Annotated in this window: 15 protein-coding genes; 13 read left to right on the top strand and 2 right to left on the bottom strand. The window is 55.0% G+C overall.

Features of this window, described 5'->3' with window-relative positions:
• Nucleotides 1-63 precede the first annotated feature (63 nt).
• The 6 genes from C5O23_RS06845 (at nucleotide 64) to C5O23_RS06820 (ending at nucleotide 5977) form a co-directional block, all read left to right on the top strand.
• Complete coding sequence (locus C5O23_RS06845) at nucleotides 64-1215, top strand: aspartate aminotransferase family protein (RefSeq protein ID WP_107032207.1); 1152 nt, start codon at nucleotides 64-66, stop codon at nucleotides 1213-1215.
• Between the two features lie 3 nt (nucleotides 1216-1218).
• Nucleotides 1219-2175, top strand: a complete 957-nt coding sequence (locus C5O23_RS06840) for a Rossmann-fold NAD(P)-binding domain-containing protein (RefSeq protein ID WP_107032206.1) — start codon at nucleotides 1219-1221, stop codon at nucleotides 2173-2175.
• The gene (gene argB, locus C5O23_RS06835; RefSeq protein WP_107032205.1) at nucleotides 2175-2954 is read left to right on the top strand and encodes an acetylglutamate kinase; all 780 of its coding nucleotides are present in this window, start codon (nucleotides 2175-2177) and stop codon (nucleotides 2952-2954) included. The genes C5O23_RS06840 and argB overlap by 1 nt, the downstream gene beginning before the upstream one ends.
• Nucleotides 2914-4002, top strand: a complete 1089-nt coding sequence (locus C5O23_RS06830; RefSeq protein WP_107032204.1) for a M20/M25/M40 family metallo-hydrolase — start codon at nucleotides 2914-2916, stop codon at nucleotides 4000-4002. The genes argB and C5O23_RS06830 overlap by 41 nt, the downstream gene beginning before the upstream one ends.
• Before the next feature lie 57 nt (nucleotides 4003-4059).
• Nucleotides 4060-5376: an argininosuccinate lyase gene (argH, locus tag C5O23_RS06825; RefSeq protein WP_240597725.1), complete on the top strand. Its 1317-nt coding sequence runs from the start codon at nucleotides 4060-4062 to the stop codon at nucleotides 5374-5376.
• Nucleotides 5377-5461: 85 nt separating this feature from the next.
• Nucleotides 5462-5977, top strand: coding sequence for a ferritin (locus C5O23_RS06820; RefSeq protein ID WP_107032203.1), 516 nt, complete (start codon nucleotides 5462-5464; stop codon nucleotides 5975-5977).
• Nucleotides 5978-6750: 773 nt separating this feature from the next.
• Here C5O23_RS06820 and C5O23_RS06815 read toward each other — a convergent pair.
• Together C5O23_RS06815 and C5O23_RS06810 are read right to left on the bottom strand one after the other, a co-directional pair.
• Nucleotides 6751-8145 carry a hypothetical protein gene (locus C5O23_RS06815; protein ID WP_107032202.1) on the bottom strand — a complete coding sequence of 465 codons (1395 nt, stop codon included), beginning with the start codon at nucleotides 8143-8145 and terminating at the stop codon, nucleotides 6751-6753.
• An 89-nt stretch (nucleotides 8146-8234) separates the two neighbouring features.
• Nucleotides 8235-9311 carry a hypothetical protein gene (locus C5O23_RS06810; protein ID WP_107032201.1) on the bottom strand — a complete coding sequence of 359 codons (1077 nt, stop codon included), beginning with the start codon at nucleotides 9309-9311 and terminating at the stop codon, nucleotides 8235-8237.
• 113 nt (nucleotides 9312-9424) lie between these two features.
• Here C5O23_RS06810 and C5O23_RS06805 point away from each other — a divergent pair, with 113 nt between their 5' ends.
• The 7 genes from C5O23_RS06805 to C5O23_RS06775 all read left to right on the top strand — a co-directional run bounded on the left by C5O23_RS06805 (nucleotide 9425) and on the right by C5O23_RS06775 (nucleotide 15293).
• Complete coding sequence (locus C5O23_RS06805; RefSeq protein ID WP_107032200.1) at nucleotides 9425-10282, top strand: phospholipase A; 858 nt, start codon at nucleotides 9425-9427, stop codon at nucleotides 10280-10282.
• A gap of 128 nt (nucleotides 10283-10410) precedes the next feature.
• Complete coding sequence (gene dtd / locus C5O23_RS06800; protein ID WP_107032241.1) at nucleotides 10411-10863, top strand: D-aminoacyl-tRNA deacylase; 453 nt, start codon at nucleotides 10411-10413, stop codon at nucleotides 10861-10863.
• A gap of 20 nt (nucleotides 10864-10883) precedes the next feature.
• Nucleotides 10884-11246 carry a nucleotide pyrophosphohydrolase gene (locus C5O23_RS06795; RefSeq protein ID WP_107032199.1) on the top strand — a complete coding sequence of 121 codons (363 nt, stop codon included), beginning with the start codon at nucleotides 10884-10886 and terminating at the stop codon, nucleotides 11244-11246.
• 76 nt (nucleotides 11247-11322) lie between these two features.
• Nucleotides 11323-12207, top strand: a complete 885-nt coding sequence (deoC, locus tag C5O23_RS06790; RefSeq protein WP_107032198.1) for a deoxyribose-phosphate aldolase — start codon at nucleotides 11323-11325, stop codon at nucleotides 12205-12207.
• A 4-nt stretch (nucleotides 12208-12211) separates the two neighbouring features.
• Nucleotides 12212-12784: a CD225/dispanin family protein gene (locus tag C5O23_RS06785; protein ID WP_107032197.1), complete on the top strand. Its 573-nt coding sequence runs from the start codon at nucleotides 12212-12214 to the stop codon at nucleotides 12782-12784.
• Nucleotides 12781-13224, top strand: a complete 444-nt coding sequence (locus C5O23_RS06780; RefSeq protein ID WP_107032196.1) for a DUF2752 domain-containing protein — start codon at nucleotides 12781-12783, stop codon at nucleotides 13222-13224. The genes C5O23_RS06785 and C5O23_RS06780 overlap by 4 nt, the downstream gene beginning before the upstream one ends.
• On the top strand, nucleotides 13221-15293 hold the full coding sequence (locus C5O23_RS06775; RefSeq protein WP_161553569.1) for an HD family phosphohydrolase: 2073 nt from the start codon (nucleotides 13221-13223) through the stop codon (nucleotides 15291-15293). The genes C5O23_RS06780 and C5O23_RS06775 overlap by 4 nt, the downstream gene beginning before the upstream one ends.
• The last annotated feature ends 39 nt before the right edge of the window (nucleotides 15294-15332 follow it).

Raw genomic sequence — 15332 nt, 5'->3', positions numbered from 1 at the left:
CTGACACTCGACCTTTTTTGCTACCACACTCTCCCGTTCAAAAAATCATTTCTCTGAAAAAAGATGAATCTCTTCGACGTATATTCACTATATGACATCGAACCGGTCAAAGGACTCGGCTGCCATGTCTATACAGCCGACGGCACGGAATATCTCGACCTCTACGGAGGCCACGCCGTGATCTCTGTGGGCCACGCCCATCCGCTCTATGTGTCGGCCATTTCCGACCAGGTAAGCCGTCTGGGTTTCTACTCTAACTCCGTGCAGAACTCCCTCCAGCAGAAATTCGCCGACCGACTGGGACGCATCTCCGGCTACGATGACTATGCCCTCTTTCTCTGCAACTCCGGAGCCGAGGCTAACGAAAACGCGATGAAACTCGCCTCGTTCCACACCGGACGCCGCAAGATCCTCGCCTTTGACCGCGCATTCCACGGCCGCACATCCGGAGCCGTAGCCGCAACTGACAATCCCAAGATTCAGGCACCCTTCAATTCGACTGAGAATGTGGTCTTCGCCCCGCTCAACGACATCAAGGCCACGGAGCGTCTTCTCGCCACCGGCGAATTTGCCGGAGTGATCATTGAAGGCATCCAGGGAGTGGCAGGTATCCGCATGGTCGATGACGACTTCATGCGCCGCCTGCGCGAACTCTGCACAGCCACCGGCACTCTGCTCATACTTGATGAAATCCAGTCGGGCTACGGCCGCACCGGACGCTTCTTCGCCCACCAGTACACCGGCATCCGCCCTGACATCATCACCTGCGCCAAAGGCATAGCCAACGGCTTCCCGATGGGCGCGGTGCTCATCTCTCCATCGATCCCTGCGGTCAAAGGAATGCTCGGCACCACCTTCGGAGGCAACCACCTTGCCTGCGTAGCCGCCATTGCCGTGATCGATGCTCTTGAAGGCGAGGCCATGATAGCCAACGCCGCCGCCGAAGGCGAATATCTGATGGAAGAGCTGCGCCGCCTGGCCACCGAGTGTGACGAAATCACCGAAATCCGCGGCCGCGGACTCATGATCGGCATCGAGATCAAAGGCTCGGCATCGGAAATCCGCAAGCGCCTGCTCTTCGAACACCGTATCTTCACCGGAGGAGCCGGCGAACACACCGTGCGTCTGCTCCCAGCCCTCTGCCTGCCGCGCTCCCACTCGCGCCGCTTCATCGATGCATTCCGCCAAGTACTCACAACTAAAAAACCTTCCTGAAAAATGCACCACTTCACTAACGTCACAGACATAGGCCCTCTTGACCTCGCAGTCAAAGAGGCACTCGAAATCAAAGCCAACCGTTTCGGATTCAAAGAACTCGGACGCGACAAGACCCTGATGATGATCTTCTTCAACTCCAGTCTGCGCACCCGCCTGAGCACCCAGAAAGCCGCCATGAATCTGGGCATGAACGTCATAGTCCTCGACGTCAACCAGGGAGCATGGAAACTCGAAACCGAACGCGGAGTAATCATGGACGGAGACAAGGCCGAGCATCTTCTCGAAGCCATCCCCGTGATGGGCTCCTACTGCGACATCATCGGGGTCCGTTCGTTCGCCGGTCTCAAAGACAAGGCCGAAGACTATGAGGAGAGAGTGATCAACCAGTTCATCCGCTACTCCGGCCGCCCCGTATTCAGCATGGAGGCAGCCACCCGCCACCCGCTCCAGAGCTTCGCCGACCTCATCACCATAGAAGAGTTCAAGACCAAGGAGCGCCCCAAGGTGGTAATGACCTGGGCGCCGCATCCGCGCGCGCTTCCGCAGGCCGTCCCCAACTCCTTCGCAGAATGGATGAACGCCACTGACTATGAATTTGTAATCACGCATCCTGAAGGCTATGAGCTTGCCCCTGAATTCGTGGGCAAAGCCCGCGTGGAATATGACCAGCGAAAAGCCCTTGAAGGCGCAGACTTCGTCTATGCCAAAAACTGGTCGGCCTACGCCGATCCGAACTACGGCAAGATACTTTCGACCGACCGCGCATGGACTGTCGACAGCGAAAAGATGGCCCTGACAGACAACGCCTTCTTCATGCACTGCCTCCCGGTGCGCCGCAACATGATCGTGACCGACGATGTCATCGAGTCAGACCGCAGCATAGTCATTCCGGAAGCCGCCAACCGCGAAATATCCGCCCAAGTGGTCATCAAACGTCTCCTTGAAGGTCTGAAATGATGGAAGAGACAATCAAAGTGATCAAAATCGGGGGCAATGTGGTTGACAACCCCGAAGCCCTCGCACGCTTCATCGATGACTTCGTGAAGCTGCCCGGCAGAAAAATTCTGGTCCACGGCGGCGGCAAGGAAGCCACACGCATGAGCTCGCGCCTCGAAATACCCACCACTATGATAGAAGGCCGACGGGTCACCACCCGCGAGACCCTTGACGTGGTGACGATGGTCTATGCCGGACTTGTCAACAAACGAGTGGTCTCCATGCTCCAGGCTGCCGGGTGCAATGCGCTCGGACTGACCGGAGCCGACGGCAACGCCATCCGCGCCACCCGCCGCAAACCGGAGCCGATCGACTACGGCTTCGTGGGCGACATCGCTCCGGAAGGTGTCAATGCCTCACTCATAGGCTCTCTGCTCGATGCGGGCGTCACCCCGGTGTTCTGCGCAATCACCCATGACGGCAATGGATCGCTTCTGAACTGCAACGCCGACACCATAGCCTCAGCTGTGGCTACCGGAACAGCGAGTCTCTCACCGGTCGAGCTGATCTATTGCTTCGAACAGCCAGGCGTGATGGAAGACATCGAACGCCCCGACTCCGTGATACCGCTCATCACGCCTGATATCTACAAGCGCCTGCGCGCCGAGGGTGTGGTCAGCAAAGGCATGATCCCGAAAATCGACAACGCATTCGCCGCAATAGCTGCCGGCGTCAGATCTGTAACCATAAAACATTCCGATGCCCTCAACCGGACCTCAGGCACTGTCATCAGAGATTGATCTGCTCAGACGCATGATCGCCACCCCGTCGTTCTCACGCGACGAGGCTGCCACCGCACAGCTCATTTTCGACCATCTCGCCGAAAATGGAGCCGCACCGAGACGCTATCTCAACAATGTCTACGCACTTTCGGAGGGTTTTGCCCCCGGCCGGCCAACCCTGCTGCTCAACTCCCATCACGACACCGTGCGGCCGGCTGCGAGCTACAGTCTCGATCCATTCAGCCCTGACATGCGCGAGGGTTGCCTATACGGACTCGGCAGTAACGATGCCGGAGCCTCAGTGGCCGCACTGACCAACACATTTCTCAGGCTGCGCACTGCCTCTCTGCCCTTCAACCTGCTCCTGGCCGTCACGGCCGAGGAGGAAGTAGGCGGCGAGAACGGCATGAGAGCTTTCCTCCCACATCTGAAAGAGGAAGGCATCGAGATAAGTTGTGCCATAGTGGGCGAACCGACAGGCATGCAGCCGGCCATAGCCGAACGCGGCCTCGTGGTGCTCGACTGCATAACCACGGGAGTCACCGGCCATGCCGCCCGCTCGGAGGGGATCAACGCGATCTACCGCGCTATGGCCGACATAGAAGCTCTCCGCTCGTTCCGCTTCCCGGATGAATCGCAGATACTCGGACCGGTCGGGCTGAACATCACCCAGATCAACGCCGGATGGCAGCACAACGCCATTCCCGACGAATGCAAATGGGTGGTCGATATCCGCACCACCGACGCATATACCAACGAAGAGACCGTCAGCCTTCTGCGCACTGCCGTCAGCCCCCACAGCAGTCTCACTCCGCGTTCCACCCGTGTGCGCGCCTCGGTCATCAGCAGTGACCATCCGCTGGTCAGTGGAGCTATAGGCCTCGGCCTGGCTCCATTCGTCTCGCCGACCACCAGCGACATGTCGCTGATGTATGACTTCCCCTCGCTGAAAATCGGGCCCGGAGAGTCATCGCGCAGCCATTCGGCCGACGAATTCATCCGCCTCAGCGAAATCGAGGAGGCCATTCCGGTCTACCACACCCTCATCACCGGTCTGCGGCTCTGATAAATCCCCCCACACACAATCTCACACAACAAAACCCCGCAATCCACACATCAAGATATGAAACTCTGGAGCAAGGGCTTCGAGCCCGACAAAATGATAGAAGAATTCACCGTAGGCCGCGACCGCGAACTTGACCTGCGTCTGGCCCGATATGACGTTGAAGGCTCGATGGCCCACATCAGAATGCTCGAAAGCATTGGTCTTCTGAAAGCCGATGAACTCGAAGTGTTGCTGAAAGCCCTCGGAGAGATCGCCGAAGTTATCGAGCGCGGCGAATTCACAATCGAGCCGGGAGTGGAGGATGTCCACTCGCAGGTGGAATTCATGCTGACCGCAAAGCTCGGCGATGTAGGAAAGAAGATCCACTCAGGCCGCTCCCGAAACGACCAGGTGCTCGTAGACCTCAAACTCTTCATGCGCGACGAGCTGCGCCGCATAGCCGACGCTGTCAGTCGTCTCTTCAAGCGCCTGCAGTCTCTGAGCGAGGAATACAAGGATGTGCTGATGCCTGGCTACACCCATCTGCAGGTAGCCATGCCGTCGTCATTTGGCCTCTGGTTCGGAGCCTATGCCGAATCTCTTGCCGATGACATGCAGATGCTTGTGGCAGCCTACAACATAGCCAACCAGAATCCGCTTGGCTCAGCCGCTGGCTACGGATCATCATTTCCCCTCGACCGCGAGATGACCACCAGTCTGCTCGGATTCGAAACCCTTCATTATAATGTGGTGGCCGCACAGATGTCGCGCGGAAAGACCGAACGCGCCGCCTCGATGGCCATCGGGGCCATCGCCTCGACACTCGGCCATCTGGCTATGGACGTCTGCATGTGGATGTGTCAGAATTTCGGCTTCGTCTCCTTCCCTGACGAGCTTACCACCGGATCTTCTATCATGCCCCACAAGAAAAATCCGGATGTATTCGAGATCATGCGCGGAAAATGCAACCGGCTGCAGAGCATCCAGAACGAGATCGCACTGCTCACTGCCAATCTCCCCCTGGGCTACAACCGCGACCTGCAGTTGCTCAAAGACATCATATTCCCGGCCACGACCGAGATGACCGATTGCCTTGACATGGCTGACTTCATGCTTCAGCACATACGCATACGCCGCGACATCATCGATGACCCGCGCTACGACTATCTCTTCACCGTTGAGGAGGTCAACCGCCTTGTGCTCGGCGGAATGCCGTTCCGCGAAGCTTACAAGAAAGTAGGGCTTGAAGTGCAGGACGGCACCTACCGTCCGGTCCGCGCCGTCAGCCACACCCACGCCGGATCAATCAACAACCTCTGCAACCCCGAAATAGCACTGAAATTCCAGAAACTTTACGACCGTTTCGGTTGTCAGGCCTCTTGTAAGGAATCGTAAAAAATATTCGGTTCTGCAAGGCTTTTTTTACAAAAAGTTCTTACTTTTGCTTTCTGAAATTTATAAACCCAAATCAAGCACAACAATGTTAAACAACAAAGTTCAGGACGCAATCAACGCCCAGATCAACGCCGAATTCTGGAGCGCATATCTCTATCTGTCAATGTCGCTTCACTTCCAGGCTGAAGGAATGCCAGGAGTGGCAAACTGGTTCAAGATCCAATTTCAGGAAGAACAGGCCCATGCCACCATCTTCATGAACTACGTTAACCAGCGCGGAGGCCGTGTGGAACTGAAAGCCATCGAAGCCGTTCCCACCAGCTGGGCATCTCCGCTTGAGGCATTCAAATCTACTCTCGAACACGAAAAGAAAGTCACAGCCCTCATCAACGACCTTTACGCACTGGCCGAAGCTGAAAAAGACTATGCAACCCGCGATCGTCTCAACTGGTTCATAAGCGAACAGGTAGAGGAAGAAGACAACTGCCGCACTCTTATCGACAAGTATTCGCTCATCGGCAATGACGGCATGGGACTCTATATGCTCGACCAGGAACTTGGAAGCCGCACCTACACCGCGCCCTCCATCCTCTCTGAATAAGCCGGAAGCCGCGCAACAGACACACGTGTCGGCGAGAGCTGCCGCAAAGCAGCAACACCCGCCGCCCCCGATAACACAATACTCCTTCAGACCAATGAGCTGAAGGAGTGTTGTGTTATAGAAAGATATTTATAGAGCTTAGTTAAATTATGTTAAATATTTCGGGGGGGGTAATTTTTTTAATTATTTTTGCTAAGTAACTCTGAAAAAAATTAATTTATACTATATGCGGAATTTATTCAGAGGCAGAATCGAGGAATGAAGAGGGAGTTTATAGACATAAACGACCGATGAAGAACTTGATTCTGACCGGAATAAAACCGTAGAGAGTATAAAAGATCCTCCATAGGAGATACTAATGTACATTATATCGTTTAATTTTGAAGAGTTACTTATCATAAAATTAGAATTTAATTCGATTCTACATTCATATAGTTCAACCACAATTTTCAAAAGATCTCTAAATTCTATCACCGCATTTCCACAAAATCTTTTGATCCAATTAACCTCAAAATGATTTTGTGGTTCCACTATAACTCATATAACCACTGATTTTACGTGTGTCTTGATCCTCATGGGCTACTTGAGGCCTGAAATCTACAATCGGAATGGATCTAAGACTATAATTTTATAATTTTTTTACAGACAAATTGTTACTACCGACGGAGGACATCGTGATGATGCCCTTCGTTATTTTTCATATCGGAAATGCAATGAAACACCCTCTTAGTCATTCGACTTGCTCCTCAGAGAGCCAGGCTGCATAGTCAGCGTCAATCCTGATCGCCTGCAGCCTGATAGGCTCCGAGGTTGGGGGCCTCCTGTAGACGGCTGACTCCATAGAAATCAGCCGAAGCCTCCGGCAGAATCAGTGCCGGGTCGGCTGCTCCGAGCGCCGGAGAGTCCGGCTTCAGGCGATAGTCGAAATAGTAGTCGCTGCGCACGGTGTAATAAAGCGGATCGGTGTCCCAGATGCAAGCGATGAAATTGTCAACGTCTTCTCCGTTGCTCTTCAGCAGGCAGCGGCGCAGAGTGACCAGAGAGCCTGAGAAGTCGCCAACTGACAGGTCAGTTCCGTTGCCATAGATGATGCAGTTGGTAAAATCTGCTGTCAGATAAGGCATGGACGAACCGTTGTCACTTTCAGCATCGTAGTGGTCAAACTGCACAGAGGGCCCGCGCAGGGCGGCGAAGAGATAGTAATTGGCTATGGTTGTGTGATTGACCACTGCTTTTCCGCCTGTGAGCGAGAGGACACCGTCAGCAGCCTCTGCAAGCTCGCAGCCCACGATCCGCAGATCGGCATATCTGGAGCGCAGTGTGTAGCCGGCGCTGTTGCGCAGACGGCAGTTGACCAAGGTGACCTGCGAAAGCGAATCGGCCAGGACTCCGCTCACGGTGTTGCGGACAATGGTGTGGCTGAGCCTGTTGCCGCGGCTTTCAGGAGCAAACTCCAGTCCGCGCCACTGTGAGGCCATGAGGTCAAAGGAGATCTGCCCTACTACATTGCCGGTGCGGTCACCGCAGAAATTCACCGGGAGTTCCGGAGTGCCTTCGCTGACGAGAGTACCCTCCACGCGGCAATAGGCTTTGTCATGGAAATGCAGAGTGGTGCCTGGAGCGAGAGTCAGAGTGGCTCCGGGGCTGACCACGAGCGAATCGAAAATCTGGTAGGGGTAGACGGCATCGAAGCGGGTGTCGGTGTCAATGATCTCACCGTTCAGCTGTCTGACGTCTTGCCCCTCGGCGTTGATCACCACGCTGCGCGTCACGCCGTTAGTGGTAAAGTCGATTGTCTGATTGATTTCCGTAAGTTCAGGGCGTCCGTTAGGCGCGAGTGTAGCCTCGACAAACACGAAGATCGAATCCTTGGGGCGGATCTCCACATTGTGGAAGTTCTCTCCGGCAAAGCCGTCGACGTTCAGGCGGAAAACCCGGCTCCCGCCACGGATGGAGATGTCACTGATGCTTATAATCCGGTCATGCCTGTTGTAGACCTTGAAGCGGCTGGTCGGAGTAGGCTGACCGGTAAATACGGTACCCATATAGAGGGTGTCCACTGAAAAATCGGGCTGCGAGGAGGGAGATGTGTCGATGCCGTCCTCTATACATCCGCCGAGGATGAGAGCGAGGGCTGACATGAGGACTATGCCGAGGAGTGTTTTCATTTTCTAAATTCAGATGTCATGTTATGGTAATCATGCCTACACATAACGCTCTGCAGCCCCTTTTTATTGTCTGTCTTACAGCCTGCGTGTCAGTCGGCTATGGAATCAGCCGGAGTCTCGTCTCTGAAATATGGCGCCAGACGCGAACGCAGAGTGTCAGAGGCCGCGCAGACCGAGCCTCCGCGGTAGACCTGATGGCCAAGACTGTCAGTTACGATAAAGAAGGGCACATAAGGCACCTGGACAGCTCTCACGGCGTTGTGAGCCACGCCGCCGGGAAGCCATGCCTGGACCCACTTGGCGCTGTCGCGGCGAATCGAGGCCGCCCACGTGGCGCTGTCAGACATCACGGTCATCTCAATCTCCGTGAAGCGTTTCTTGGGAAGCGTGGACTGCATTTCACGGAGCACCGAGCGTATGCTGTCATGCTTAGACCTGCCAACGAAGACCAGCAGACTGTAGCTCTGCATGGCCGGGACATAGCGGACCACCGTGTCAGGCGCGGCACGGAAAGTCATGGTGCGCACATCGCCGCGCACTGCGGGCGTGAGCTGTTCGCCTACCAGCCCGGCAAAACCGCCTATGACACCCTCTGGACGCGCTTCGGGAGTCAGAGTGTTGATGAGCGAATCGGCAAGCAGTTCATAACCGCGGGCATTGAACCTGGTGGCAAGCAGCATAGCTGAAGATATATATGACGGATTCGTACGCACCTCGCGGGCTATCAGAGCATTGACAGCCGCCGCATCGCCGCTGCGCAGTATCGAGTCGTTGGCCGACAGGAAAGCGGCATAGCGCCGGGAGTCATCGTTTCCCTTGATCTCTATCTTTGAAGGATCGGCAAGTGACATCTTCACTTCAAGATCGTCGCCGTTACGGGCCACACAGCCGAACAGCCACTCACCGTCGACCGTAAAGACATCCACAAACACCGGCTCCTGCGAACTTCCGCGCAATGTAACCTTGTCATCGGCAGGATGGAAAGATGCACGGTGCAGCCCGCGGTCGGCATAAAAGATCTCGACCCCCTTGTTGCCGAGCCCCTTGATGTCACATTTGATAAGAAACTCTTCATCGTTGCCGCATCCGGTCAGCAGGCCGAGCAGCACCAACGGCAGCAGCATGAGTTGGACGAAAAGGCGCGGAAATATGTAGGAATAACGCATAGTGTCAGATTTTTGAGGCAAAAATACGAAATTATTCTTAATTTTGCATCGGGCAGACAACTCTTTAGCCCCTCCGGCCCGCAGTAACAGCCATAGCCCACCAAACCAATCAGATGAATAAACTCCTGCGCTTTGCCCTGACCGTCACCGTACTGACTCTGATTTCCGTCGCTGTCCCGCTGCGGACAAGCGCCCAGATAGTCAATATCAACAATGACGAGATCGACTCCGACAGCGTCAGACGCGCCTTTGACGACGGCCCGTATTTCGGACTCTACAAGGACAACTACTTCATATTCGGCTGCCCCGTGGGCCAGCGTGTCACCCGCGAGAACACCAACATCAAGTTTCAGATCTCCATTGCCCAGCGCCTGACCCGAAGCACTCTTCCGGGGGGCACATATCTCTTCCTGTTCTATTCTCAGAAGTGTTTCTGGAATGTGCTTGAGAACTCATTGCCGATGACCGATCTGAATTTCAATCCGGGCATCGGTCTGACCAAACCGCTTTTCGTCAAAGACCGCTTTGTAGGCAAGATAAACCTTATAGCCGAACATGAGTCAAACGGCCGCGACGGAACCGCATCACGCTCCTGGAACCGCATCAGCCTCGGCGGAAGCATCATGATCGACCCGCAGGTGGTGGTCCACGGCAAAGCCTGGATTCCGATCATCGACGGCGTAGAGAACAAAGACATCCTCGACTATTGCGGCATCTATCAGGTCGGCACGAGCTTCACATCGCAGAACGGGCGCTTCGGCCTCGCCGTGAACCTGGTCAAGCGCAAAGGCTGGAAACTGAACTATAACACCACGGTCGAACTCAACTACCGCATTTTCAAGCGCGACAACCAGTTTCTGTTTCTGCAATACTACAACGGCTACGGCGAAGGGCTCCTTGCCTACAAGGAATTCCACTCCACGGTGCGCGTAGGCCTCGTGATCAAGCCGCGTCTGTTCAGCGACTACTGATCTGCAACATCATCATCAGCCCCCTGACATAAACAGACATCCCCGATCCGCAGCATCTGTGAAGATGCCACAGCTGAAAAATGGGCAAAGATGATGCGGGAATTCATTTTTTTTGTATTTTTGCACTTATGAGATTAGTTATACAACGTGTAAAAGAGGCTTCGGTAAGCATCGGAGGCTCGCTTCATAGCGCTATCGGCCCCGGACTGATGGTGCTTGTCGGTGTGGCCGACGGCGACAGTGCCGATGATGCCCGCTGGCTCGCAGCCAAATGCACCGCCATGCGCATCTTCGCCGACTGCGAGGGTGTGATGAACCTCTCGGTCATTGATGCCGGAGGCGACATTCTTGCCGTCAGCCAGTTCACTCTGTGTGCATCGACCCGCAAGGGCAATCGGCCGAGCTACATCCATGCCGCCGGCCATGATCTGGCCATTCCTCTCTATGAGCTTTTCTGCTCTGAATGCCAGAGTCTGCTCGGACGCGAGGTCAGAAAGGGTGTGTTCGGCGCCGACATGCAGGTGGCGCTGGTGAACGATGGCCCCGTCACGATTGTTATAGACTCAAAACTACGTGAATAGAAACTACGCGGACAGAAGCCATGAAAATCAATTCTACACCAGATGATTCGATCTCTCTGCGCTCGCTGCAGGCAGTTGTCGACGAGTGGATCACCACCACCGGGGTGAGATATTTCTCCCCGCTGACCAACATGGCCATCCTGGCTGAAGAGACCGGAGAAGTGGCCCGCATCATGGCCCGCAGATTCGGCGACCAGTCATTCAAGCCCGGCGAAAACGCCGATGCCCTTGCCGATGAGCTCGCGGATGTGCTCTGGGTGCTGACCGCCATTGCCAACCAGACCGGCATAGACCTGACCGAGGCCTTCCGCCGCAACATTGAGAAGAAAAGCGTCCGCGACGCCACCCGCCACGCCTCCAACCCGAAGCTGCGCGATGACTGACCGAGACACCGCAGCCACCAGCCAAAATGAATCAACTTAAAATATTAACCATAAGACCCTGAAAAATATAATCATCATGGATAAGTATCAGCAAGTCATAGCTGACAGCCGCGTGACCACATCTGACGCGGAAGTCGCAGCAAAAGTACAGGAGATTCTTGACAAGCATCTTGACGAGAACCGCACTCCTGAAGTCCTTAAGAAACTTTTCAGCGCCATTGACCTGACCACACTGAAATCCACCGACTCACAGCAGTCAGTGGCCAATTTCACTGAAAGAGTCAATGCCTTTGCCCACGAATATGCCGATCTGCCCAACGTGGCCGCCATCTGCGTCTATCCCAACTTTGTGCCCGTAGTGCGCACAGTTCTCGAATGCAGTGACGTCGACATCGCGGCTGTGGCCGGCTGTTTCCCCAGCGCCCAGAGCTTCATCGAAGTGAAAGTGGCTGAAATCGGTCTCGCAGTAGAAGCCGGAGCTGATGAAATCGACATTGTGCTCGGCCTCGGCGACTTCCTTGACAAGGACTATGAGGAAGCCTGCGACCAGATGATCGAGATGAAGCACTCATGCCGCGACTCTCTGATGAAAGTCATCCTCGAAACCGGAGCCCTCAAGACTGCGGAAAACATCCGCAACGCCTCGATCCTGGCTCTCTATTCCGAAGCCGACTTCCTCAAGACCTCAACCGGTAAGGAATATCCCGGCGCATCGCTCGAAGCCACCTACATTATGTGTGAATGTATCAAGGAATACTACGAGAAAACCGGCCGCATGGTAGGCTTCAAGGCAGCCGGAGGCATCTCGACCACCGAAGACGCTCTGAAATACTACACCATTGTCAAGACAGTTCTTGGCGAAAAATGGGTGGAAACCGCTGAGTATTTCCGTCTGGGCGCATCGCGTCTGGCCAACTCCATCCTCTCCGACATTCTCGGCAAAGAGATCAAATTCTTCTGATCGGATGAAATACTGGATAATCATAGACAGCGTGCAGAAAGGCCCGCTGTCAGTCGAGGAACTTTATGCCATACCGGGTCTCAGCATGTCGACCCCGGTATGGCATGAAGGCCTTGCCGACTGGACCACAGCGGCAGCCATCCCCGAAATAGCCGCTGTCATAGCCTCGCGTCAGAACGGATTCAGCAATCAGCAGCCATACGGCCAAAACTACGGCGCCGCACCTCAGCAGCCCTACGGCACCCCTTACGGCAATCAGTATTCACAGCCATATGGCGGAGCATACAGACAGCCGGCATACGGACAGCCCCAATACAGCCTGGAACCCTTCGATCCTGAGCGTATGCCCCCCATGCCTGACAACTATCTTGTCTGGGCCATCATAGCCACCATCTGCTGCTGCATTCCCGCCGGAATCCCCGCCATCATCTATGCCTCGAAAGTCTCACCCGCCTACATGCGCGGTGACTATAACGGAGCGCTTGACGCCTCGTCGAAAGCACAGATGTGGATCATCGTGGCTTTTGTGGCCGGTCTGATCTGGGCTCCGTTCTCGATGTTGCTCGGCCTCTTATGACAAAACCGCCGGTCTACATACCGCCCGAACCGCCTGCCGGCCCTCAGCCCACAGCCAAAGCGCGCGTCACTCGCCGCATGATACTGACAGCCGTCATCCTCATTGCCGCCACAGGTGCGCTTATCCTCTATGCGTCAGTAGACCCTTCGACCAATCTTTATCCGCGCTGCAGCTTCAGGATGCTCACCGGGCTCTCATGTCCGGGATGCGGCTCCCAGAGAGCGCTCCACGCATTGCTCAACGGAGATCCGGCCGCAGCCCTCCGCTTCAACGCTATCCTTGCCATCGAGATCCCGCTGATAGTGCTGCTGATAGTCTCGCGCCTTGCCGGCAACCGAGCCCCACGGCTCCGCAAATTTCTCAGCGCGCGGGCGTTCATCCTGCTCCTCCTCTCGACCATCATTATCTGGACCGTAGTCCGAAACATTTTAGAGATATGAACAAACTGCCATCCCGACAGCTTACATTCCGGGCTTTGCTATTCGTCATCGTGGTATCTGTCTCCGTCTACTTCCTTCCACGCACCAGCGAAAATCATTATGTCTTCGAGGAAGGACGCCCCTGGAGCTATGCCCTTCTCACTGCTCCGTTTGACATCCCCATCCACCTCGACTCTCTGAGCGCAGCCAGAATCAGAGACAGCCTGCAGACTCATTTCGAGCCTGTGTTCACCCGCGACATCACGGCCGAGAAGACCATCGTATCGGACTACACCACCAGGCTAAATTCCACCACCGGTCTTGACATCACCCCCTCACAGCGCAACCAGATCATACGCGAGATCCGCAACATCTATGAAAACGGCATCGTGGACCGCGACACCTATAGCAAAATCGCATCAGGCCGGCTGCCGTCAGTGCGCTTCATTCATGACAACGTGGCCATCAGCATGCCCACTTCAGCCTACCTCTCGGCATTCCGTGCCTACGAACATCTCGACAGCATCTTCCGCGACAAGGGGATGCACCAGGCCCTGTCTGCCACACATCTCTCTGAAATTCTTCAGCCCAACATACTGATAGACACCGTCACAACCCGGCGTCTTCTTGAAGAAGCACTGCAGAAAGCTATGGCCCCGGTAGGCATAATCCAGCAGGGAGAACGAATCATCGACAAGGGCGACATTGTGACCACCCGGCTCGCCACCGTTCTGAAAACATATGAGGAGATTGCCGATGAAAGAGGCAAAGGCACCATAAGCCAGCACTACTATCCACTGGCCGGACAGATTCTCTATATGGTGATCCTCTTCGGCGCTCTCTACGGCTATCTCTGCATCTTCCGCCGCGACTATTTCGACGATGACCGCACGGTGCTGTTCATAATGACAATCATGGGGCTCTTCACCCTATTTGCCTTCGCCATGCAGGCGGCGTTCAGAACCGGGCTCTACATCACGCCGTTTACCATCGTGCCGATTCTGATACTGGTCTTCCTGGACTCGCGTACGGCATATTTCTGCCATCTTATCCAGGTGTTGATCTGCGCTATCATCACATCATTCGCGCTGGAATTCGTGTTCATCCAGTTCATAGCCGGAGTGGTGGCCATCGACTCACTCAAAGACCTCTCGCGGCGCAGTCAGCTCATACGCACCGCCGCCCTGATCTTCATTGCCTACGCTGCCTGCTATGCGGCCGTCGAGATCATGCAGTCAGGCTCGCTCTCAAAAACAGAGGGCCGCATTTTCGGCTGCTTCGCCATCAACGCCATCCTCATATCGTTCAGCTATGTCCTGATGTTTCTCGTTGAAAGAGTGTTCGGATTCACCTCCCGCGTGACACTGGTGGAGCTCAGTGACATCAACAACCCGCTGCTGCGCGAACTTTCAGAAGAATGTCCGGGCACATTCAACCACTCTATGGCTGTCAGCAATCTCGCTTCTGCGGCCGCCGGCCGCATCGGAGCCAACGTGCAGCTGGTGCGAACCGGAGCCCTTTACCATGACATCGGCAAAATCAAAAACCCGGCATTCTACACCGAAAACCAGCACGGAGTCAATCCGCACGATGCCCTTGACCAGATCCAGAGCGCCCGCATAGTCACCGGCCACGTCAGAGAAGGCCTCGCCCTTGCCGAAAAAGCCAAACTGCCCCAGATGATACGCCGTTTCATTTCCGAGCACCACGGAGCCGGCATGGCGCGCTATTTCTATACCACATACTGCAACGCCCATCCCGACGAAAATGTAGATCCGGCCCCGTTCAGCTATCCTGGCCCGAATCCTCAGTCAAAAGAGACTTCACTGCTGATGATGGCCGACGCTGTCGAGGCAGCCTCAAGGTCTATGCCCGAACACTCGCCGGAAGCAATTTCAGCGCTCATCAACAAAATCATCGACAGCCAGATTGCCGAAGGTCTCCACAACGAATCGCCGATATCGTTCCGCGACGTCAGCACAATCAAAGAGGTCTTCGCACAGCGCCTGCGCACCATGTATCACTCGCGCATATCCTATCCGGAACTCAAAAAGGCATCTTCGGCAGAGGCTGACAATAAGAAGTTGTAAAAAAACGGCATCTAAGAATACAAATCAACCTACAAGTTA

Origin of the sequence: Duncaniella muris (assembly GCF_003024805.1) — a bacterium.
In the GTDB taxonomy this organism is placed as follows: Bacteria; Bacteroidota; Bacteroidia; order Bacteroidales; family Muribaculaceae; genus Duncaniella; species Duncaniella muris.
This window is presented reverse-complemented; position numbering and strand designations above follow the sequence as displayed.